At 38.4% G+C, this 20654-nt stretch carries 28 protein-coding genes and 1 pseudogene; 18 read left to right on the top strand and 11 right to left on the bottom strand.

The features are described 5' to 3' along the window. Positions 1-64: 64 nt before the first annotated feature. From ANA_RS20130 to ANA_RS20120, 3 genes are read right to left on the bottom strand one after another with little or no spacing between them, the layout of a single operon-like run. Complete coding sequence (locus ANA_RS20130) at positions 65-400, bottom strand: hypothetical protein (protein ID WP_015083260.1); 336 nt, start codon at positions 398-400, stop codon at positions 65-67. A 37-nt stretch (positions 401-437) separates the two neighbouring features. After that, entirely contained in the window at positions 438-1079 is a 642-nt protein-coding gene (locus ANA_RS20125; RefSeq protein WP_015083259.1) for a HEPN domain-containing protein, read from the bottom strand. 15 nt (positions 1080-1094) lie between these two features. Further along, complete coding sequence (locus tag ANA_RS20120) at positions 1095-2321, bottom strand: DUF262 domain-containing protein (protein WP_235082129.1); 1227 nt, start codon at positions 2319-2321, stop codon at positions 1095-1097. Between the two features lie 114 nt (positions 2322-2435). On the opposite strand from ANA_RS20120, the gene ANA_RS20115 reads away from it, so the two are divergent. The 8 genes from ANA_RS20115 to ANA_RS20080 all read left to right on the top strand — a co-directional run bounded on the left by ANA_RS20115 (position 2436) and on the right by ANA_RS20080 (position 8082). Beyond that, positions 2436-3902 carry an aminotransferase class I/II-fold pyridoxal phosphate-dependent enzyme gene (locus ANA_RS20115; protein WP_015083257.1) on the top strand — a complete coding sequence of 489 codons (1467 nt, stop codon included), beginning with the start codon at positions 2436-2438 and terminating at the stop codon, positions 3900-3902. Positions 3903-4057: 155 nt separating this feature from the next. After that, complete coding sequence (locus ANA_RS20110) at positions 4058-4393, top strand: cation:proton antiporter subunit C (protein ID WP_015083256.1); 336 nt, start codon at positions 4058-4060, stop codon at positions 4391-4393. Next, positions 4390-5829, top strand: a complete 1440-nt coding sequence (locus tag ANA_RS20105) for a cation:proton antiporter (RefSeq protein WP_015083255.1) — start codon at positions 4390-4392, stop codon at positions 5827-5829. Before ANA_RS20110 ends, ANA_RS20105 begins: the two co-directional genes overlap by 4 nt. Beyond that, positions 5826-6212 (top strand): Na+/H+ antiporter subunit E, encoded by a 387-nt coding sequence (locus ANA_RS20100; RefSeq protein WP_015083254.1) that lies wholly within the window; start codon positions 5826-5828, stop codon positions 6210-6212. Before ANA_RS20105 ends, ANA_RS20100 begins: the two co-directional genes overlap by 4 nt. After that, positions 6209-6466 (top strand): hypothetical protein, encoded by a 258-nt coding sequence (locus ANA_RS20095; RefSeq protein ID WP_015083253.1) that lies wholly within the window; start codon positions 6209-6211, stop codon positions 6464-6466. Before ANA_RS20100 ends, ANA_RS20095 begins: the two co-directional genes overlap by 4 nt. A gap of 119 nt (positions 6467-6585) precedes the next feature. Further along, on the top strand, positions 6586-6864 hold the full coding sequence (locus tag ANA_RS20090) for a monovalent cation/H(+) antiporter subunit G (RefSeq protein WP_015083252.1): 279 nt from the start codon (positions 6586-6588) through the stop codon (positions 6862-6864). Continuing rightward, a complete protein-coding gene (locus tag ANA_RS20085) occupies positions 6857-7423 on the top strand; it encodes a DUF4040 domain-containing protein (protein ID WP_015083251.1) in 567 nt (188 codons plus the stop codon). Before ANA_RS20090 ends, ANA_RS20085 begins: the two co-directional genes overlap by 8 nt. Further along, positions 7420-8082 carry a Na(+)/H(+) antiporter subunit B gene (locus ANA_RS20080; RefSeq protein ID WP_015083250.1) on the top strand — a complete coding sequence of 221 codons (663 nt, stop codon included), beginning with the start codon at positions 7420-7422 and terminating at the stop codon, positions 8080-8082. The genes ANA_RS20085 and ANA_RS20080 overlap by 4 nt, the downstream gene beginning before the upstream one ends. 323 nt (positions 8083-8405) lie before the next feature. Here ANA_RS20080 and dusB read toward each other — a convergent pair whose 3' ends face one another. Then, the gene (gene dusB, locus ANA_RS20075) at positions 8406-9458 is read right to left on the bottom strand and encodes a tRNA dihydrouridine synthase DusB (RefSeq protein WP_015083248.1); all 1053 of its coding nucleotides are present in this window, start codon (positions 9456-9458) and stop codon (positions 8406-8408) included. Between the two features lie 110 nt (positions 9459-9568). On the opposite strand from dusB, the gene ANA_RS20070 reads away from it, so the two are divergent. Beyond that, the gene (locus ANA_RS20070) at positions 9569-10063 is read left to right on the top strand and encodes a TM2 domain-containing protein (protein WP_015083247.1); all 495 of its coding nucleotides are present in this window, start codon (positions 9569-9571) and stop codon (positions 10061-10063) included. 4 nt (positions 10064-10067) lie between these two features. Here the strand turns inward: ANA_RS20070 and ANA_RS20065 are convergent, their stop codons facing one another. The 3 genes from ANA_RS20065 to thrC form a co-directional block, all read right to left on the bottom strand. Further along, complete coding sequence (locus ANA_RS20065; protein WP_015083246.1) at positions 10068-10553, bottom strand: DUF2996 domain-containing protein; 486 nt, start codon at positions 10551-10553, stop codon at positions 10068-10070. Positions 10554-10837: 284 nt separating this feature from the next. Next, positions 10838-11113 carry a MoaD/ThiS family protein gene (locus ANA_RS20060; RefSeq protein ID WP_015083245.1) on the bottom strand — a complete coding sequence of 92 codons (276 nt, stop codon included), beginning with the start codon at positions 11111-11113 and terminating at the stop codon, positions 10838-10840. 86 nt (positions 11114-11199) lie between these two features. Continuing rightward, positions 11200-12504, bottom strand: coding sequence for a threonine synthase (thrC, locus tag ANA_RS20055; protein WP_015083244.1), 1305 nt, complete (start codon positions 12502-12504; stop codon positions 11200-11202). A 392-nt stretch (positions 12505-12896) separates the two neighbouring features. Here thrC and ANA_RS20050 point away from each other — a divergent pair, with 392 nt between their 5' ends. From ANA_RS20050 to lepB, 6 genes are all read left to right on the top strand, one after another. Continuing rightward, positions 12897-13133: a hypothetical protein gene (locus tag ANA_RS20050; protein ID WP_041458581.1), complete on the top strand. Its 237-nt coding sequence runs from the start codon at positions 12897-12899 to the stop codon at positions 13131-13133. A gap of 239 nt (positions 13134-13372) precedes the next feature. Further along, on the top strand, positions 13373-13867 hold the full coding sequence (locus ANA_RS20045) for a LysM peptidoglycan-binding domain-containing protein (RefSeq protein ID WP_015083243.1): 495 nt from the start codon (positions 13373-13375) through the stop codon (positions 13865-13867). Further along, on the top strand, positions 13864-14046 hold the full coding sequence (locus ANA_RS20040; RefSeq protein WP_148279137.1) for a hypothetical protein: 183 nt from the start codon (positions 13864-13866) through the stop codon (positions 14044-14046). Before ANA_RS20045 ends, ANA_RS20040 begins: the two co-directional genes overlap by 4 nt. Next, on the top strand, positions 14039-14530 hold the full coding sequence (locus tag ANA_RS20035) for a nucleotide exchange factor GrpE (RefSeq protein ID WP_015083242.1): 492 nt from the start codon (positions 14039-14041) through the stop codon (positions 14528-14530). Before ANA_RS20040 ends, ANA_RS20035 begins: the two co-directional genes overlap by 8 nt. Then, the gene (locus tag ANA_RS20030) at positions 14520-14783 is read left to right on the top strand and encodes a hypothetical protein (protein ID WP_015083241.1); all 264 of its coding nucleotides are present in this window, start codon (positions 14520-14522) and stop codon (positions 14781-14783) included. The genes ANA_RS20035 and ANA_RS20030 overlap by 11 nt, the downstream gene beginning before the upstream one ends. After that, complete coding sequence (gene lepB / locus ANA_RS20025) at positions 14764-15336, top strand: signal peptidase I (RefSeq protein WP_015083240.1); 573 nt, start codon at positions 14764-14766, stop codon at positions 15334-15336. The genes ANA_RS20030 and lepB overlap by 20 nt, the downstream gene beginning before the upstream one ends. Here lepB and ANA_RS25000 read toward each other — a convergent pair. The 3 genes from ANA_RS25000 to ANA_RS20015 form a co-directional block, all read right to left on the bottom strand. Beyond that, a complete protein-coding gene (locus ANA_RS25000) occupies positions 15293-15466 on the bottom strand; it encodes a hypothetical protein (RefSeq protein WP_235082128.1) in 174 nt (57 codons plus the stop codon). The two genes, lepB and ANA_RS25000, sit on opposite strands and share 44 nt — an antisense overlap. Before the next feature lie 68 nt (positions 15467-15534). Then, positions 15535-16065 (bottom strand): ComEA family DNA-binding protein, encoded by a 531-nt coding sequence (locus tag ANA_RS20020; RefSeq protein WP_015083239.1) that lies wholly within the window; start codon positions 16063-16065, stop codon positions 15535-15537. Between the two features lie 83 nt (positions 16066-16148). Continuing rightward, on the bottom strand, positions 16149-16520 hold the full coding sequence (locus ANA_RS20015) for an NINE protein (RefSeq protein WP_041458635.1): 372 nt from the start codon (positions 16518-16520) through the stop codon (positions 16149-16151). Between the two features lie 345 nt (positions 16521-16865). Here ANA_RS20015 and ANA_RS20010 point away from each other — a divergent pair, with 345 nt between their 5' ends. From ANA_RS20010 to ANA_RS20000, 3 genes and pseudogenes are all read left to right on the top strand, one after another. Continuing rightward, a complete protein-coding gene (locus ANA_RS20010) occupies positions 16866-17792 on the top strand; it encodes a J domain-containing protein (protein ID WP_235082127.1) in 927 nt (308 codons plus the stop codon). 164 nt (positions 17793-17956) lie between these two features. Then, on the top strand, positions 17957-18259 hold the full coding sequence (locus tag ANA_RS20005) for a DUF1825 family protein (protein WP_015083236.1): 303 nt from the start codon (positions 17957-17959) through the stop codon (positions 18257-18259). A gap of 526 nt (positions 18260-18785) precedes the next feature. Beyond that, a pseudogene (locus tag ANA_RS20000) lies at positions 18786-20362 on the top strand (group II intron reverse transcriptase/maturase). Positions 20363-20461: 99 nt separating this feature from the next. Here ANA_RS20000 and ANA_RS24995 read toward each other — a convergent pair. Further along, the gene (locus ANA_RS24995) at positions 20462-20641 is read right to left on the bottom strand and encodes a hypothetical protein (RefSeq protein ID WP_162471204.1); all 180 of its coding nucleotides are present in this window, start codon (positions 20639-20641) and stop codon (positions 20462-20464) included. Positions 20642-20654: the final 13 nt, after the last annotated feature.

The following is a 20654-nucleotide window of genomic DNA, read 5'->3' as shown; positions in this document are numbered from 1 at the left end:
AATCTCGCGGCGACCTCAAAAGGGCAATTATATCAACTTGCAGTTCCTTAATTTAGGTTTGAGATTATTCTTCTTTCTGACTGCTAACTGCTGCTATATCCTGATTTTCCCACAATTCTAATAAACCAACTGTACCGACAAAAAATGTATAAGTTGCATATTTGATTGCTGTCTGATTGCGTGTTGGGGCATAATAAGCGGCAATTAATGCTTCAATAAAATGAGCGGATAGGGCAATATGGGCAATGATTAAAGCTGGTGTTAAGATACTGGGTAGTTGGTTATTGGTTATTGATGTTTGGAGATTCCATAATTCTAAGCCAATGGCGCTGGTGATGAGTGTGGTGGAGATGATTTTGATGATGGGGAATAGTTTTTGTTTGATATCTTTTAAGTTCATGTTGTTTGATTTTTTCAAAGTAAGAATATTTTACATTTTATTCTATCAAATTATTGATTAATTCATCTATTCTTAAAAGTTCATCAGTAATTTGGTTTACAGTATTTAATTCATTTGCAGGATCTGGAGTTTGAGTAGTCATGTATGATGTAGCTGAAGTATGTGCGACAAGACCTCGTTTTTCTCCAAATGTATTCATGGTAGCAAGCCAAGCAGGATCTAAATGATCACTATCTATTCCTATGGGTAAAAGTAAGGACAAAATATGATCTTCTTTGACTCCATGATTTTGACTAATAACTCTTTTAAAACTTTCCAACGCTAAATTTATTTTTTTTGATATTTTGATTTTTTCCTCTTTAACGGTTTTACTTCCCTTTTTTGGTGTAAGTGTATCTGGTGGTTCATCCATAGTTAAACCAGAAAACCCAAGTAGACATATTAAAGTACGAGTTGTTTTACCGCTTTCATCCCAAAGAGTTTTGGCATTTTGAACAACTTCCCAAGCTCTTTCTTCAAGATAAGATTCAATTTCAGCATGAGCTAAAACTCTATATGCAGCAGTTTTAGATAACTGACTCTCAGAATATAAACCCGTTGGGTTAATCTTAGGAAGAAATTGTTTTTTTAACCTATTTAACTCTCTAGTTAAAGTACGAAATCTAGCTGATTTTGACATATTATAGATAACAACCTATCTCAAACCATTGAAAATAATACGATTATCAACGAATTGAGGTAGGTTAAATTCTACATCTAAAACTTCTAGTAGACTTTCGCCCCAAAATCTAAAACGATTGTAAGTTTGACTAATGTTTTTGGTTGTTCCTTCAACACCTTCTTTAAAGTCGTTATTTGATGAACATAATTTTTTTAAAGCTTCTTGAACTTTGTCTTGATTTCTTTCAGCAGATTGTCTGATAATTTCATCTGAAAAATAAAATACCATCACATCTAAAATTGCTCTATTAAAGCGTCTTCTATATTTTTTATCATTGCTTAACCACATACGAAAAAAGTTTTTGTCTCCAAATATATTAATAGTTGTTTGTACTGCTTCCTCAAATTGGTTAACTACATTTTCAATATCATTATGTTTGTTATTCCAATCTTTATTAAGTTCTGTGCAGGTCATGTCAAGAAATGATTTAAGGTTTCCACTATATTTAGATAGAAAATAATGAAATCCTACATAACGTAACAATAATTCGACATCTCTCATCCGAAAATCAGGATGTGGTGATTTGAATATTTTTTTAAGAGCTTGACTTTTAATTGATTGATCATCTAAAAAATTGATAAATGAACCATGATGTAATGCTTGTCGAAGTTCTTGTGCTGATAATGGTGTACTTTGTACATTCAAACGTAGAAAAATTTTATAAAGGAAATTTTCGTCTTTTATATTCCGCAGAAGCATAGTGCGAATAGTTTGATTATCAAGATTATCAGTATCTCTACTCAAAAATAAATCACTTCTTATGTCTTCATATTTTTTGCCAATTAAATCACGTCTAAATTCTAGATTTCTTAAAGCAAAGGCATTATTTGGTATGTTTTCATCACTCCTGCCATAAAATTGCAGAATTGTTAACAAGCGTTGCTTACCATCAAGAACAATAAATTTACCTTGTTCTTGACTAGTTGCTAATACTATTTGTGGTACTGGAAACCCAAGTATAAGTGATTCGATAAATCTACTTTTGAGTGTTATATCCCAAGCGTCTCGTCTTTGAAATCTTGGAGTTAATTGGATATTATTGCGAAGAAGCTGATCAAGTATTGTTGCTGTTGTCCAGTCACTACCAGAAACAACAATTTCTCGAATTTGCTTTAATTCAGGAATTAACTCACTCAGCGGTTGAGACTCAATTTCTTGATCTTCCTCTTCCTCAAAAAATATTTCTTCTTCGTTAGTCATAGTTTCGGTCTGCATAAAGATTTGAATTTAAATACAATATATCATATTATTTCTTTATATTCTATACTTTATCAATTTTACCTAAAGTCCTAAACACTTCCTTTTCCCCCAAAAATGCTCAACCAAAACCAAACCCCCCTGATAGATGCCTTAAAAGCCTGTACAACCCGTCCTCACGCCCCATTTTACACCCCAGGACATAAACACGGTGCGGGCATTTCCCCACTTTTAACCGATTTAATTGGAAAAGATGTCTTTCGTGCTGACTTAACAGAATTAGCAGAATTAGATAATTTATTCACACCCCAAAGCGTAATTCTCGCAGCACAAGAACTAGCAGCAGAGGCTTTTGGTGCAGAGAAAACATGGTTTTTAGTTAATGGTTCTACCTGCGGAATTGAAGCTGCAATTCTCGCTACTTGTAGAACAGGAGAAAAAATTATTCTGCCGCGAAATGTCCACTCTTCTGTGATTTCTGGGTTAATTCTTTCTGGGGCAATTCCTATTTTTATAAATCCTGCATACAACTCAGATTTAGATATTTCTTACAGTATTACACCGGAAACATTAAAAGCAGCATTAGCAAAACATCCAGATACAAAAGTAGTGCTGATAGTTTATCCTAATTATTATGGTGTTTGTGGGAATTTGCCAGCATTGGTAAACCTTACCCACCAATATAATATTCCCTTAATTGTAGACGAAGCCCATGGCGCACATTTTCATTTTCACCCAGAATTACCAACATCTGCTTTATCCGCAGGGGCAGATTTAACAGTACAATCAATTCATAAAACATTGGGAGCAATGACACAAGCATCAATGTTACATATTCAAGGTCAAAGAATTGATATTGATAGAGTGAATAAAGCTTTGCAATTAGTTCAATCTACCAGTCCTAGTTTTATCCTTTTAGCTTCTCTAGATGCCGCACGTCAGCAAATGGCAATACATGGAGAAAAGCTGATGTTTGAAACTTTGGAATTAGCCAAAGAAGCAATTGATAAAATCAACAAAATTCCTAGTTTATCGGTTTTACAAATAGCTCAAAACCATATAAAAAATAACGGCTTTATAGATTTAGATAAAACCCGGTTAACCGTTAATGTTTCTCAGTTAGGTTTAACAGGTTTTACTGCTGAAGATATTATTAATGCCAATGGAGTAACCCCAGAATTTTCATCTTTACAAAATCTCACATTTATTATTAGCCTAGGAAACACAAAAACTGATATTGAAACATTAGTACAAACCTTAAATAATCTTACCCAAATTCCCCACTTGACAAATCGGGAAAAAATCTGTAAATATAAAAAAGATACTATAATCGCCCCTTCTATGTGCATTTCTCCCCGTGAGGCATTTTTTGCTGATAGTGAGATCTTACCTTTCGAGAAAACCCTAGAACGGATTTGTGCAGAAATTATTTGTCCTTATCCTCCAGGAATTCCCGTATTAATGCCAGGAGAACTAATTACAAAATCAGCTTTAGAATATTTGCAAGAAATTCAAAAAATGGGTGGTTTTATTACTGGTTGTGCAGATGAAACTTTGCAAACTTTAAAAGTTGTGAAAGGATAGATTTATCTCAACAGATATTTTAAAAGTAAAGAAAACATAAATCATTAGATATACCTATAATAATCATCAGAATATTTTAGTGTCAAGATTAACTTAGCACTAGAAATTCGTGCTTATATTAAATCAGCACTTTATCATGAAATTAAATAACTCCCGTGTTAGAAGCGTGCGTACTGATAACAATATTGTGTGGTTTTTTTGGCATCATCCTCAAAAAAAACCTGGTAATGAAAATTGTCTCTATGGATGTGATGAGTACAGGTGTGATTGCCTTTTATGTACTAATTGCATCACGACAAGGCTTATTTACTCCCATTATTTCCGATGTAAAAAACATTGCTTATGCCGATCCAGTTCCCCAAGCAGTGATATTAACAGCGATAGTTATCGGGTTTTCCATTCAGGCTTTGATGCTGGTTGGTGTGATGAAATTAGCACGGGATAACCCCACATTGGAAAGCAACGAGATTGAAAAAAATAATACACCATGAATACCATTACACTAGCTTGGATTGCTACCCCATTTTTTCTAGGGTTCATGATTTTTCTAGTCCCCAAACTGAACCGACATTTGACATTGTGGGGGACTATTGCTTCTGCTGCTTATGGGTTGCAGCTATTTATCGAACCATCACCCATCACAATGAATTTACTGGATAGTTTCGGTATTACCTTAGTAGCCGACGAGTTAAGTGGTTATTTTATTTTCACAAATGCCCTGGTAACGGCTGCTGTTGCCCTCTACTGCTGGCGCAGTGATAAAACGGCTTTTTTCTATGCCCAGATGATTATTGTGCATGGTAGCCTCAATGCTGCCTTTATCTGTGCCGATTTCATTAGTTTATATGTGGCTTTAGAGGTCAGCGGTATTGCGGCTTTTCTGTTGATTGCTTATCCCCGTAGCGATCGCTCAATTTGGGTAGGTTTACGGTATCTCTTTGTTAGCAATACTGCAATGTTATTTTATCTAGTAGGTGCAGTATTAGTTTATCAAACACATCATTCCTTTAATTTTGCCGGGTTAAAAGGATCACCCCCGGAAGCACTAGCACTAATTTTTCTGGGATTATTCATCAAAGCTGGAATTTTTGTCTCCGGTTTATGGCTACCTTTAACTCATTCTGAATCAGAAACCCCAGTTTCCGCATTGATGTCAGGAATTGTCGTTAAAGCCAGTGTTTTGCCTTTATTACGTTGTGCATTAGTTTCCGAAGAAATTGATATTATAGTCAGAATTTTTGGTGTGGGAACAGCTTTAATGGGTGTATCCTATGCTGTCTTTGAAAAGGATACCAAGCGCCTGTTAGCATTTAGCACTATTTCCCAGTTAGGCTGGATTCTCGCTGCACCGGCTGTAGGTGGATTTTATGCCCTCACCCATGGATTAGTCAAATCGTCTTTATTTTTGATTGCGGGTTCTTTACCCAGTCGCAATTTTAAAGAACTGCAAAATAAACCCATTCATACAACAATTTGGATACCTTTAGTTATTGCTAGTTTATCAATTTCTGGTTTGCCTTTGTTGTCAGGGTTTGCAGCAAAGGTATTAACGATAAAAAATGTAGAATCTTGGCAATTTATAGTGATGAATATTGCCGCAGTTGGTACAGCCATATCTTTTGCTAAATTTATTTTTCTCCCCCATATAAAAGCAGAAGAAGAAGAACAGAAAACAAAATCCGGTTTTTGGATATCAGTAATCTTTTTAATTACTGGATTATTTGTGGCAAATATTGTCTATCTTCCAGCTTATGAAATCACCAATATCACAAAAGCACTTTTAACTATTGCTGCGGGCTGGTTAGGATATCATTTCATTTTCAAGAAATTATCCATATCTCTACCTCGTGTATTTGAAGAATTTGAGCATTTAGTTGGTGTCATGAGTTTAACTTTAATCCTATTATTTTGGATGGCTTTACCATGATTGGACATCTCATATTCAGACTGTCAATTTGGTTATTACTCACAGCTAATGTGAGTTTAACAAATATTATCATCGGTGTAATTATTGCCTTACTTTTACCACGTGGTAAGTCATCACCAGAAAAATTAAAATCTTGGTTAAAGGTAATAATTAAAATCTTTGTTGCTATTCCGGTTGCTTTTATGGAGGCATTTGAAATTATCTTCCGTCCCCATAATCAAGAAGAAATTATCATGGAAAGAGTCAAACTCAACAGATCACCTTTATTGATTTTTCTTGATATATTTCTAATTACCTTTACACCCAAAACCATCGTCATGAAATACCACGAAGAAGGATGGTATGAAGTCCACCACATTAAACCCAAGAGAAAACAATCATGAAACTAGAAATAGTCTTAACGGCAATGATTTTAGCACTACTCATTCCCATTTATGAAGCTTGGAGAAGTGATGATACCTGGCAGAAAATGTTAGCTTTTGGCAGCATTTCTAGTAAAGTAGCCATCATGATTCTCGTAATTTCCGTTTTACGAGATGATTGGATGATTGGTGTAGTCGCAGCGATTATTTTGACGGTAGGAAATGCCGCATTAATGTTATTAGCACATATTCTCAGAAGATTAGGTGAAGTATGATTAAAACTAACAATAAGATCCCCGACTTCTGATCTTAATTAATAATTTATTTACTAGATACTAAAAGAAGTCGGGGATCTGACAACTAGCAACTTTTACAATTCAAATAGGACTACTAAATGATCAACATTCTTAGTTATACCTGCATAGGTATCGGCATAGTTTTCTGGTTTTGGGGAACTTCTCATTTAGTCAGCAACAGATCAGTATTATTCAAATTACATGGACTTTCTGTTGCTGATACGTTAGGTTCAATGATGATTATTGTCGGACTATTATTGAAAATACCCAGTGAATGGCCATTACTTATTCTTGGCATTATCTCCTTAGCAATTTGGAATACTATGCTGGGTTATGTATTAGCATATTGTTCAACAGCAGAGGAAAAACATGAATGATACTTATCTCTATTTAATCATTGCTTTATTACCCTTAACTGCGGGGATGTTAGTAACTCAAACTAACCCCTATCATGCCTTAATCATTCGTGGGGTACTCGGTGCAGTTGCGGCAATGGTAGATGCAGTTTTAGGTGCAGCAGATGTGGCTTTAACAGAAGCATTAATGGGAACAATGCTATCAATTACCCTCTATGCGATCGCAGTTCGTTCATCCTTAGTATTACGTCTTGGTGTCATGGAAAATCAGTCAATAGAAAAAAATCAGGATAGCAATTTTCAACAACTGATAAACGATTTTCGCAGCATTTTTAATGAACATTATTTACGTCTAGAACTCGTACCTTATCCTACTAAAGAAACCTTACAACAGGCATTAATAGAAAAAGAAATTCATGCTAGTTGTGTGCAATTAGAAAAAAGTGAGCAAGCACAGGAAACATACCAAACTGTAATTAGAGTGGAACGCATCTATAAGATTATGCAAAGTAAACTTTCATCACCAAAAACAACTTTACAATATTTCAATATTTTAGATTCAGGAGCGCAAAATTTATGAAATTAGTTTACATTTTAGCCGGAATAGCTTTATTTGTGAAAATGCTGATTATGCCTAATTCCGAACTAAATTTACCAGATATTTCCATTGTGGAAACAGTGGTTAAAGAAAGTGGTGTTCCCAATGCAGTATCAGGGATTATTTTCAGAAATCGGCTATATGATACAATCTTTGAAGTTATTGTTTTTACTATAGCCATTCTCGGAGCTAATTTTTTATTAGCTAATGAAAAACCATCTTGCAGCATCTATCAATTTAAAGATCAACCATCAATAATATTAGCTCGTCTAGGGGCGACAATTGCGGCATTAGTGGGCATTGAATTAGCAATTAGGGGGCATTTGAGTCCGGGAGGTGGTTTTGCGGCTGGGGTGGCTGGAGGAACAGCAATCGGACTCATAGCAATTACCTCATCATACCAATGGATGCAGGATATTTACCAACAGTGGCACGCGGCTATGTGGGAAAAGATTTCGGTGTTAGTCTTTATTGTTTTATCAGTGATAACTTTGTCGGGATTTGAGTTACCACACGGTGAGTTAGGAATGCTTTTTAGTGGCGGAATTTTGCCAATATTAAATATCTTAGTTGCTGTTAAAGTGGCATTAGGTTCTTGGGCTGTGATTTTGATTTTTATTCGTTATCGGGGTTTGTTATAAAAAGTGGGAGTTTAAAGAATTAGCGATCGCACTTAAGTAGGTGAACACAATAAAACCAAACTGTGTAAAGAAATGTAAAATCGCCTAAACCCTCTTCACTCTTGCCTCTTGCCTTTTGCTTTGCCATAACGACAATTTTCAACGCCAACCTACTTAGGGACTTCCAAGAAATAAATTATCCTGATTAACGAACCACAGAGGCGCAGAGGACACAGAGGAATAAGGGTTTGAGAGATTTTTGCGTTAGGTGGTTGAGTATTTTTTTATTTGGAAGTCCCTTAGCTTGTGTTAACCTATCGCTTAACCTAATCTAGAAATCAATGCTAAAGTGCAATAATAGCTGGTACTTCTTCTTCAACTTCATAACCATTTGCTAATCTTTCTATCGCACCATCAATTAAATCTAAACCTTGTTGGACAGTTTCCATTAAACTTAACTTACCCCGTAAATCAGCCGCACCCATAAAGCCTTTTGCATACCAAGTCATGTGTTTACGAGCTTGACGGACTCCCCTATCTCCCTTGTATTCCCACAAAGCAAAAAGATGTTCTCTGGCACATTCTAAGCGTTGAATTGGGTTAGGTGGTGTTAATAATTCTCCAGTTTTTAAGAAATGATCAACCTCACCAACTAAAAACGGATAACCTAAAGTTCCACGAGAACACATTACCCCATCTGCACCAGTTTGTTCTAAACATTTTACCGCAGCTTCCACAGAGAAAATATCCCCATTACCAATTACAGGAATTGATAAAATTTCCTTGACTTTTTTGATCCATTCCCACCGCGCATTACCATTGTAACCTTGAGCGCGAGTCCGTCCATGCACAGTAATCATTTTTGCTCCCGCGTCTTCCATTCTTTTCGCAAAATCAAGAATAGTAATTTCATGATCATTCCAACCAATGCGGGTTTTCACCGTCACGGGAACATCTACAGCTTTGACAACTTCTCGGACAATTGCTTCCGCAATTTCTGGTTGACGTAATAAAGAAGAACCACCACCATTTTTAGTAATTTTATTAACAGGACATCCCATATTAATATCAATCGTATCCGCACCTTCAGCCACTGCTTTTATGGCTGCTTCCGCGAGAAAATCCGGACGACAATCAAATAATTGAATACTAATTGGACGTTCATTAGGATCTACTTCCATAATGATTGGTAACTGCTTAACGTAATGCAAACCCGTAGCATTTACCATTTCTGTATACACCATAGATTCTGGTGCATAACGACGCACTAAACGCCGAAACACCATATCTGTCACCCCGGACAAAGGAGACTGTAAAACCCGGCTTTTAACCTCAAATGAGCCAATTTTTAAAGGAGTGGAAAGTCTAGCTTGAAGTTCGGGAGAAAGGTAAATCATGGTTAGAATTAAAAATACAATCGTTAATTGGGGAATCGAAGGCTGACAAGGGGTATTTAATTGAAGTGTGGACTCTTAAACCAGTAAATCCTAAATGGACATAAAATAAAATGAGCATAAAAAATAACGAAAATAAAGACCGGATTCTTGTCTCTTACCTTTTATGTGGGGCTGGTTTTTTGGGAATAAACGGTTTACATCGGTTATATAATGGCAAAACCGCTACTGGTTTATTATGGCTATTTACCTGCGGTTTATTTTACATGGGGCAAATCTATGATTTATTAATCATACCGAATATGGTTGACGAATATGAGCAGAATTTGCGGTTAAAAGCAGGTTTATCACCTCTGGGTATACCCATGAATGAACGGATATTTATTTCCCAAGTCCAGAAACCAACTGATAAACCACTGATTGTTAAACTGATAGAAGCCGCAGAGGCTAATGGTGGTAGTTTAACTGTAATTCAAGGTGTTAGGGCTACCGGATCTGGTATTGTGGAAGTGGAAACTATACTCAGAGAAATGCTGCAATCAGATCATCTCAGAATAGGTAACGACCCCATTTCTGGAGTCGTTACTTATTATTTCGATGAATTGTAAAGTTCTAATTTCTACCTAGCCACTTTTGTCCATTTAAGCGATATACTAGCCGAGATACCAACAATTCTAGGGTAGTTTTGCGCTCATCAATTAGAAATGACTCCAAGGTACTGGGTTTTTTACCTTCATTACAGGAAAATCCCTTTTTACCTTGAATATTTTCTTCAGGAAAATATACGTTAAACTGGCGTTGTCCCCCTTGCCAAGAACCAATAACTTGCCAACATTCTTCCGCTGAATTAAAACCAATAATAGAATATTTCTGCTTGGCAAAAGTCAGCTTTACATCTGGCACACCTTCTTTAGTAATTGCCTCTTGCAACGCTGGGAGGTAATGCTGCTGCATAAACTCTTCAAAAGGCTTATCTTCCAATGCTGGGGGTTTTTCCTTTTTGGCAGCTTTAGTCTCTGCTGGGGGCTTTTCTGGGGCGGTTGCAGCAGGATTAGAAGCTACATCTCCCGCTTGATTTTGATTAGTTTCTTCTGCCATTGCTCATTTTGGGGTAGTCAGTTATTTTTATTTTGACATACCAGAGCATAGCTACAGCTATTTAGATATAAAATAAGATTTCAAGAGTAATTAACCGCAGATTAACGCAGATTAGCGCAGATAAAGACGGATGAATTAATAAGTTTCATGATTCTGTGCAGCTTGGACTATCATTCGGATAAAATCGTTTAAATAGTAACTTTTCAAGAAGTATGTTGGATAAAATGGGTAATGGGTAATGGGTAATTTGGGACTTTTAAAATCCCATACCCTCCAGCGATATTTCAACCACCTGCAACAGCGGGAACAATACTCACTTCATCTTTATCCTCAAGTGGTGTTTCTGTATTTTGTAAAAATCGAATATCTTCGCTGTTGACATAGAAATTTAAGAACCGTAAAGGCTCTCCGTTTGGCTTCCGCAAACGCCCCTTAATAGCAGGATAGCTTGTTTCTAAGTAATCAAACAATTCAGAAATATTACTACCACTACATTCTAAGACAGCTTGATCTTCTGTAAACTTTTGTAGAACTGTGGGAACTAAAACTTTGACAGCCATTGTTTAAACGTTAATTGTTAGTGAGTGATTTGGTTGGTAGGGGTTTAGCAGTGCTAAACCCCTACAATTAATTGTTAGTGACAGGATTAAACTGTAACTTCTTGCCATTCTAAGCGGTCAAGTGTGCGGGATCTTTCTAAAGCCCGTTCAAAACTGTCTAGTTTGGCATCAATTGTTAAAGGTTCACCAATGTAGCCTTGAATTGCTTCCTGGGTTTTCAAACCATTGCCAGTGATATAAACCACTGTAGTTTCATCTGGATCAATTTTGCCAGCTTCTACTAATTTTTTAAGAACAGCAACGGTTGTACCACCTGCGGTTTCGGTAAAGATACCTTCGGTTTCTGCCAATAGTTTGATACCTTCGATAATTTCGGCATCATTAACTGATTCAATATTACCGTTGGTTTTTTGAGCGATTTCTACAGCATATACACCATCGGCAGGATTGCCAATCGCAATGGATTTAGCAATTGTGTTAGGTTTAACTGGTTGAATAAAGTCTCTACCTTCTTTAAAAGCTTTCGCAATGGGGGAACAACCTTCCGCTTGAGCGCCACTAAAGCGAACATCTTTACCTTCTACCAAACCAACTTCGACAAATTCTTGGAAACCTTTATAAATTTTGGTAAACAGAGAACCAGAAGCCAAAGGGGCAACTATATGATCTGGTAATTGCCAACCTAGTTGTTCTGCAACTTCAAAGGCTAATGTCTTAGAACCTTCAGAGTAGTAAGGACGCAGGTTAATATTCACAAAACCCCAACCGTGGGTATTGGCAACTTCTGAGCAAAGACGATTAACTTGATCATAGTTGCCTTTGACTGACATCAGGGTAGGACTATAAATCAAGCTACCGATGACTTTACCAGCTTCTAAGTCAGAAGGGATAAATACACAGCAATCTAAACCAGCGTAGGCGGCGATCGCTGCGGTAGAATTTGCTAAATTACCTGTACTAGCACAAGAAACAGTCGTAAAACCCAATTCTCTCGCTCTACTGAGGGCAACTGACACCACCCGATCCTTAAAGCTCAGGGTGGGCATATTGACGGCATCATTTTTAATATAAAGTTTATTTAGACCCAGGCGACGGGCAAGACGGTGGGAACGCACCAAGGGAGTCATTCCTGTTCCCACATCTATATAATCATCTGTAGCAACTGGCAAAAAGTGACGATAGCGCCAGATAGAATTGGGACCAGCTTCAATAGTTTCTCGACTAACTAAACTCCGCAGCACATTGTAATCATATTTGACTTCCAACGGTCCAAAACACAATTCACATACATGAGTGGCTTTAAGTTCGTATTCTGCTCCACATTCTTTACACTTCAAAGCCTTGAGAATAGAAGTGTTCGCTTGGTTGAGGTTTGTAATCGCCTGAGTCATAATTTTGCGTTCCCTGGGTATCCGTCAACTTTGGAATGATACTAGCACAAGGCAAAATCCACGTCAAACATACCCGACCATTTTTATCGGGTTTGGTTACTCAAGAGTTAGTTAAGTTCTCATTAATAATTAAATCCCATATTCCGCACTTCATTTTGTAATATGCGAATATTTCCTTAATTTTATTTTTTATTGTCTTTAAAAATACATATTTTATCAAATACTTTAAGCTTTAATACGTAAGATTTTGAACCTTATTAAGAATAATTCTTGAAAAGGGTCATACTAGATTATGAGTGCGGAATGTCGGTTAAAAAATAATCCCTTTGTCAAAGTGAGTTGTAATTTTTCAAGGGGGCAGGTAGATGAGAAAATTTATCAAGAATTAGAATATGATTCCTGAACTTCAGCCAGAACGATTACAAAACTTGAGTCAAGAATTACAATTTGCTATTAATACTAATAATATCTCCTCCATGGAGGATCACAGTCAAGAAACCAGAAGAGAAATTCGCAATTTACCTGATGAAGTCCAGTTAGTACAAGTTGTATTCTCGCTATCCAACAAGCCAAAGCCGTTGCCCCTACTGCAGCTAATGCCATGTCTGACAAACTCTCTCGGATGTTAAATGCAGCCATCAGTAGTGATAGTAATGAGGTAGATCATTTATAGCGGGAATTAAAAGAATGCAGAATTTAGAATTTAGAATTTAGAATTACGTTTTGCAACGGGGATTTTACCCCGACGCAAAACCCGCTGCTTGTAGAAGCAGGGGACTTTAACCCCCAAAGGTAAGTTAAAACCAGATGTGCAACATTGGTTAAATCAAGAATTACCCAGTCATAGTATTATCACGGGACTTAAGCGATGAACACCAAAACTAAAGTTGATTGTCCTGTTTGCGGGTATCAAGGAATTGAGGGCAACATTTGTCCTAATTGTGATACTGATGTTTCTCTAATTCGCTCATTGGCAGAATTACCCCAGCGGCCAAAATCCTGGACAACAGGCATCGCTATCTTAATGCTGATGATTGGTATTACTATCGGTGTAGGAGGTAGTTTTTTTGCCCTGCAAACAGCTATATATACCGCAACAGTTCCTAAACCTACAGTTACTACTACTCCTAATCTCAGTCCCCAGGTAATTACCCCTGTCATTCCTAAACCAGCGTCACCACTAGCCACTTATACCGTAAAATCAGGAGATACTCTTAGTAGTATTGCTGGCAAGTTTTGTAGTAAACCTACTGATTGGCAATTAATCGTTGCCGCTAACGCCGAATTACAAAAACGGGAAAATAAATTAGATATAGATCAGGAGTTGAAAATTCCTAGTAGCTGTAAAAGGAAAAACCCATGATGATAGTTGACAACTTCAAACAAGCTAGTCAGAAAGCTGAAAATTTTGCCCAAAAAAAACAACTGCGGGCAGCGGTAATTACTGCGGAAACGCTTTTGAGTAATCATCCTCATTCCCAAATTAACACTTGGGCTAACAAAATTCTAACTGTGCTATCTAAAGAGATTTCCCGTGCCTGACTTATCCCCAAACTATCTAATTAGCTTAGAATTACGAGAATTACTCGTCCAAAAACTCGGCATTCTGCAAAAAGATAATGTAGTATTACAGCAGTCTTTGAGAGAACAGCAAACCCGAACTACAGCCCAAACAGAAGATTTATTCTTGGAACTTTTAGAAGTTGCTGATGCCTTAGAAGCTTTATTAGACTATCTAGAAAACAATCCCAATCCTAGTCCAGAATTTATCGAACGCTTACCCAGATCCATAGGTGCAGTTAATCGCAAGTTTCTCGGTGTTTTAGGAAAGCGCCAACTTTTACCTATAGAATTACAAGAAGGCACAGAACCAGATTTTAACTTATGTCGCGTCATTGATCGGGAAGAAAGAACGGATATCCCAGACCAAACAATCACTAAAATTGTCCGTCGCGGATTTCATTTAGGTGAAAAAGTCCTCCGTCCCGCAGAAGTCATTACCGCTAAATCAGATAATGGTCATTAGTCAGTTGTCCGTTGTCCGTTGTCCGTTGTCAGTAGGGGCGAAGCATTTGGAAGATAAATTATCGGTCATTGCCAAAAATAGTTCTCCAAATGCTTCGCCCGTACAGTTGTCCGTTGTCCGTTGTCATTGGGAAAATTCTTTCCCCCCCCAACTCCCCCAACTCCCCCAACTCCCCCAACTCCCCCAACTTCCCCAACTCCCCCTGCCCTTCTATCCCCCTTACACTGTTAACTATGACTCCTCACGAAAGTGATATAAAAGATGCTTCTTCACAAACAAAAATCTGGAGTGGTTGGCAGGAAAATTTAGTTTTAATAACTATTGCCCTGTGTTTAGCTCTGCTAATTCGGACATTTATCGCTGAACCACGCCTGATTCCATCAGAATCAATGTACCCTACTTTACACACAGGCGATCGCTTGGTCATAGAAAAAGTATCATACCGGATTCATCCTCCTAAAATCGGCGATATCGTCGTTTTTAACTCACCACCAGAATTACAAAGACGCGGATATTCTCAAAACCAAGCCTTTATCAAACGGGTAATTGGTGAACCAGGAGCAGTAATTAGCATCGCTCAAAGCAAAGTTTACCTCAACGGTACAGCCTTAACAGAAGACTACATTGCTGAACCACCAAATAGCCCATTTCCAGAAATCAAAGTCCCGGAAGGCGCATTTTTCGTCATGGGAGACAACCGCAATGATAGTAATGACTCTCGCTATTGGGGTTTTGTCCCCCGTCAAAACGTCATCGGTCGTGCTACATTTCGCTTCTGGCCTCTTGACCGTATCGGCTTAATCTAGTCCACTGACAACTGACAAATGACAACTGTACGGGCGAAGCATTTGGAGAACTATTTTTGGCAATGACCGATAATTTATCTTCCAAATGCTTCGCCCCTACTGACAAATGACAACTGTACGGGCGAAGCATTTGGAGAACTATTTTTGGTAATGACCGATAATTTATCTTCCAAATGCTTCGCCCCTACTGACCACTGACTAAAACCGCAAATAATACATCAACTGAGCGATCGCATCCCCAGATAATTCTAAACGTTGTTGAAAATCTGCTAAACTCCGGTAAGAACCAGCAGCCAGACGGTTTTCCACAACTGTCTGTGCTAGGGATAAATCTATAAAAGGGATTTTGGCAAGACTTTCTACCGAAGCAGTATTAGGGTTAACTTGCTGGGGTTTATCGAGGGAATTTTGATCATAATAATTAAAATTCAGCAAAGACTTGAGCGGTTCTAATCGTTGTACTGGCAAACCCAAAGCCGCAGCCACATCTTCGATACAATAGAATATCACACCAGCGCGAGAAAGTTCCACAAGCGATCGCCCTTGGTGAATTGACAACCCAGGTAAACGCAGCCAATCATCCACAGTTGCTTGATTAGCATCAATACCCAAACCCAATTCAGCGGCCATTTGTACCTCTTCCCCCGACTGTAAACGATAATAAGGATCATTCAGCAGCTTGGCGCGAAGCTTTTGCAATTTCAGATTTAAAGGTAGCCACTTATTCATTCTTAACCTGATCCTTTTACCAATTACCAATTACCAATTACCAATTACCAATTACCAATTACTAATTACCAATTACCAATTACCTAAATTTGATCTAACATTTGCCGACGTTTTTGCTCAAACTCGTATTCAGAAATTAATCCATCTTGACGGAGTGCTTCTAACTCACGCAAAGCATTAGCAACTGATTCTACTTGATTCCCAACTTGGGTTGATACCTTCATTACTGATTCACCCAAATTAAAATACCGATCAAAAGTTTCTTCATCTTGAGTTAAATACCAAACCCCTTCAATAGCACAAGCTACCTTGGGAATCGGTGTCCAAGACAATAGAACATACAGTATTCCCCAAAGTGGCTGTCCCACGTAGAATTTATGTAAACCCGAAATCGTTAATGTGCCAGAAAAGGCTAAAATAGCAGCAATAGTCCGGCTTTTTCGTTTAGTTAAGATCATTTTATCTATAGCCATTCTACTTGATTCATGAACTGATTAATTCTTCAGAGGGAACAGGGAACGGGCAACAGAGAACAGAGAAAACTCATGTTTAAAAACATGAGATTGAAATAATGAAACTGTTTTTTTCGGGCTACGCATATTTTAAAAACATCTTTTTTTTGACTCAAGTTCTGAACTAGTGAAACTTTAGTTTCTTATCTGTTCCCTCTTCCCTCTTCCCTCTTCCCTCTTTTTGTAATAATATAGAATTATTGCTTGCTTGACAGTCATGCTCAAAATACCGAATGGAACTTTAAGATAAAATTCAGTAATAGTCAAGATTAATTTGTAAATAATGATATGATGCCACTCAATTCCCTATCAACAGAATGGTTAAACCTGCTTTTTGATCCCTACGCTGTGCTAGGGGTGTCAGTGAATGCTGATGAACGTCAAATCAGTAAACGGTATTATATTCTAGCAAAGTTGCTACATCCTGATAACTATATCAAGCATAACCAACCAGATCAGGAATTAGCTCAAGCAGTATTTACACAATTGATTAATCCAGCTTATGAACAACTCAATCAGACGAAAAAACGCTTAAATGTAATAAATTTACTACGCTCAGAAGCAGAAGTTTTAGATCCACAGAAAGTCCGTGCTATCAAAGTTTCTACCATTCAGGCAATATCAACAATGTCTGCTGAAGAAGCAGAATTATTTTATGAAGACGTAGTTACATCCTATGGGTATGAGCAATATCATTCATTACCTCAGTCATGTCACATAACACAGCAATTAAGTACGTTAAATATAGTCTATCTATCACACCAAAAACCAAACAGTCCACTGGCTAATCAATCTAAATCTATCATCCCCCAGGAAGAAAACCAGAGACCTCCAGACACCTCATCTTCAACAACAATTCTCAAACCAGAGCCAATAAGCTATGCTCAAGTTTACTATGAGAGAGCCGTAGAATATTATAATCAGGAAAACTGGAACTTAGCAGTAAAAGAACTGCGAGATGCTATTAAATTAGACCTAAATAACAGTGATTACTACGCACTACTGGGAGTAGTCCATTTTCACCAGAAATTTATAGGCATGAGTAAAGTCTACATCGGTCAAGCATTAAAAATTAATCCTCAACAACCACTAGCCTTAAAATACGCTGCCCTTTTGCCAATTCAAGTCAATGAAACAGTTAAGCCTCAATCAATGTCCAAAGCCTTGAGTATTGCTTCTTTCTTAGGTAAGTTTTTATCAACCAAACTTCATTAACATCCCCCCTAACTCTATCCACTTGAAGTCAAGTAGTGAAATTTCGGTAAAAACTCCTACTTGAACCGAAGTAGTTTCCCTAGATGAATCTTCTACACTAAAATGGGAACAGAGACAAAATTTGAAGCTACTGAAGTCATAGCACTCAGTTAAAGAAAAGCAAAATGGGATTCTTCGACTCGGAAATAGTCCAGCACGAAGCCAAGCAATTGTTTGAAGATTATCAAGCACTGATTCAGCTTGGCAACAGCTACGGCAAATTTGACCGCGAGGGCAAAAAGCTGTTTATTGAGCAAATGGAATCCATGATGGACAGATATCGCGTCTTTATGAAGCGTTTCGAGCTATCAGAGGATTTCATGGCGCAAATGACCATACAGCAACTAAAAACTCAACTAGGTCAGTTTGGCGTAACTCCACAGCAAATGTTTGATCAGTGCGATTCGTTGTTAGCTGAATCACGGTAATCAGTCCGTACATAAGCTAACCAACCCAATCCAATCCAATCATGGAAAAAGGTTGAACTCTCGGTCTGATATGGGTGAAAGTCCCATCTACCAGACTCAGGTATGACTCCCTATCTGCCCACGATGACCCGACTCGGTATCGGGAGGTCGAAGCTGGGAACAGGGCATAATCAGACATCCGTTGTGGGGTGACACTGGTGCTAATGGGGAGTTCCTACGGTGAAACACCAGCCTAGAAAAGCAACCGAACATTGAGCAGGACACAACAGCAAAATCCTGACTTCACTGGAGCATAATTCCCGCCGCATATTGGTCAGATAGCGGTAAGAGTCTAGGGAATCCAGTGGTTGAATTGGCTACACCTAACGGAACTATCAATCAACCGAGGGAACGAATAAAAACGGATTGAGGGTCTAAGGGCGGTCGAACCCTAAGTAGGCTGGACGAGCAGCGGAAATCCCTCAATCCGGGTAGGACAGGCCGTAATTGGTCTGAGGTGTTCAGAATACACAAATGGTCGCAGAGCATGATTAGACACAGAGGCAACTCTAGTGAATCCTGGAAGACGTTGCCTTGGAAGAAATTCCGCCGTAACTTATTCCGCCTACAAAAACGCGTGTATAAAGCTGTTCTTGTTGGAGACAAGCGCAAAGCGAAGTCCTTACAAAAGCTGATTCTGAAATCAACCTCCGCAAGATTACTGGCTATTCGTCAAGTAACACAGCTAAATGCTGGGCAAAAGACAGCGGGAATTGACGGTAAAACCGCGCTCTCTTTTGAGCAAAGGTTTCAACTGAGCGAAAAACTCTCAAGCGAATGTAACGACTGGAAACACCAGGGATTACGTGAAATACCTATCCCCAAAAAGGATGGCAAAACCCGAATTCTCAAAGTCCCCACTATTGCAGATAGGGCGTATCAATGCCTTGTTAAATACGCATTAGATCCAGCACACGAAGCAACTTTCCATGACAGGAGCTACGGGTTTAGAACGAGACGCTCGGCACACGATGCCCAGAAAATCCTGTTCAATAACCTAAATTCTCGCGTCAACGGAATAGATAAACGAGTTATAGAACTCGACATCGAAAAATGCTTTGATAGGATAAACCACACCGCCATTATGGACAGACTCATTGCTCCCAAGAGCATAAGACAAGGAATTTTCCGATGTCTCAAAGCCGGAGTTAATCCAGAGTTTCCCGAACAAGGAACACCTCAAGGTGGTATGGTAAGCCCACTATTAGCTAACATCGCCTTAAATGGGATTGAAAGTATTCACAGATATCACAGGACATCCAACTGTAGAATCACAGACAAAACCTCCAAGGAATATATTATTGAGCCATCAGTCCGCTACGCAGATGACATGGTAATAATACTCCGTCCCCAAGACGATGCTACCGTTATACTTGATAAAATCAGTCAGTTTTTAGCAGAGCGGGGAATGAAAGTCAGTGAGCAAAAGACAAAGCTAACCGCCGCGACAGATGGGTTTGATTTCCTCGGCTGGAACTTTAAAATCCAGAAAAACGGAAAGTTTAGATGTACCCCCTCAGTGGATAACTACAAAGCTTTTCGCAAGAAAGTAAAACACATCATCAACAACTCGAATTATGGTGCTACCACAAAGGCTGAGAAATTAGCCCCAGTAGTTAGAGGTTGGAGGAATTACCACCGCTTCTGCAAGATGGATGGGTCGAAGTTTTCCTTATGGCACATCAATCACAGAGCATTCAGGGTATTCAACAAGGAAACTAAGCAGAATCGCCATACCTGCCACGAGCTAATCAAGAAAGCATTCCCAGCAGTTCCTTACTCCGAAAACAAACACATCAATGTCAAAGGTGAGAAATCACCCTACGATGGAGATTTAAGTTACTGGAGCGAGCGCAACAGCAAGCTCTATAACAGCGATACCTCTAAAGCCCTTAAACGGCAAAACCATAAATGTGGTCATTGTGGATTGAAAATGATTGGGGATGAGAAGGTACATTTGCATCATTGTTGATGGAAACCATAACAATTGGAAACCTAAAAACCTTCTAGCCATTCACTTTCATCTGCCACGATTATATACATATCAGCAAAAGCGGAAGCTAAGAACATCGGGAGCCGGGTGCGGTGAAAGTCGCACGCCCGGATCTAACTGAGAGGGGCGAGGAATAATATCCTCCCTCGACTCAACCAATGAACGTGACATTAGAAAGGATGAAAGCGGAATTGGAACAAACAAAATAACTGGGAACAGGGGAGGCAGTGGGAAAATTCTTTCTCCCACTGACAACGGACAACGGACAACTGTACGGGCGAAGTATTTGGAGAACTATTTTTGGCAATGACCGATAATTTATCTTCCAAATGCTTCGCCCCTACTGACAACTGACAACTGACC

Source organism: Anabaena sp. 90, from assembly GCF_000312705.1.
In the GTDB taxonomy this organism is placed as follows: Bacteria; Cyanobacteriota; Cyanobacteriia; order Cyanobacteriales; family Nostocaceae; genus Dolichospermum; species Dolichospermum lemmermannii.
This window is presented reverse-complemented; position numbering and strand designations above follow the sequence as displayed.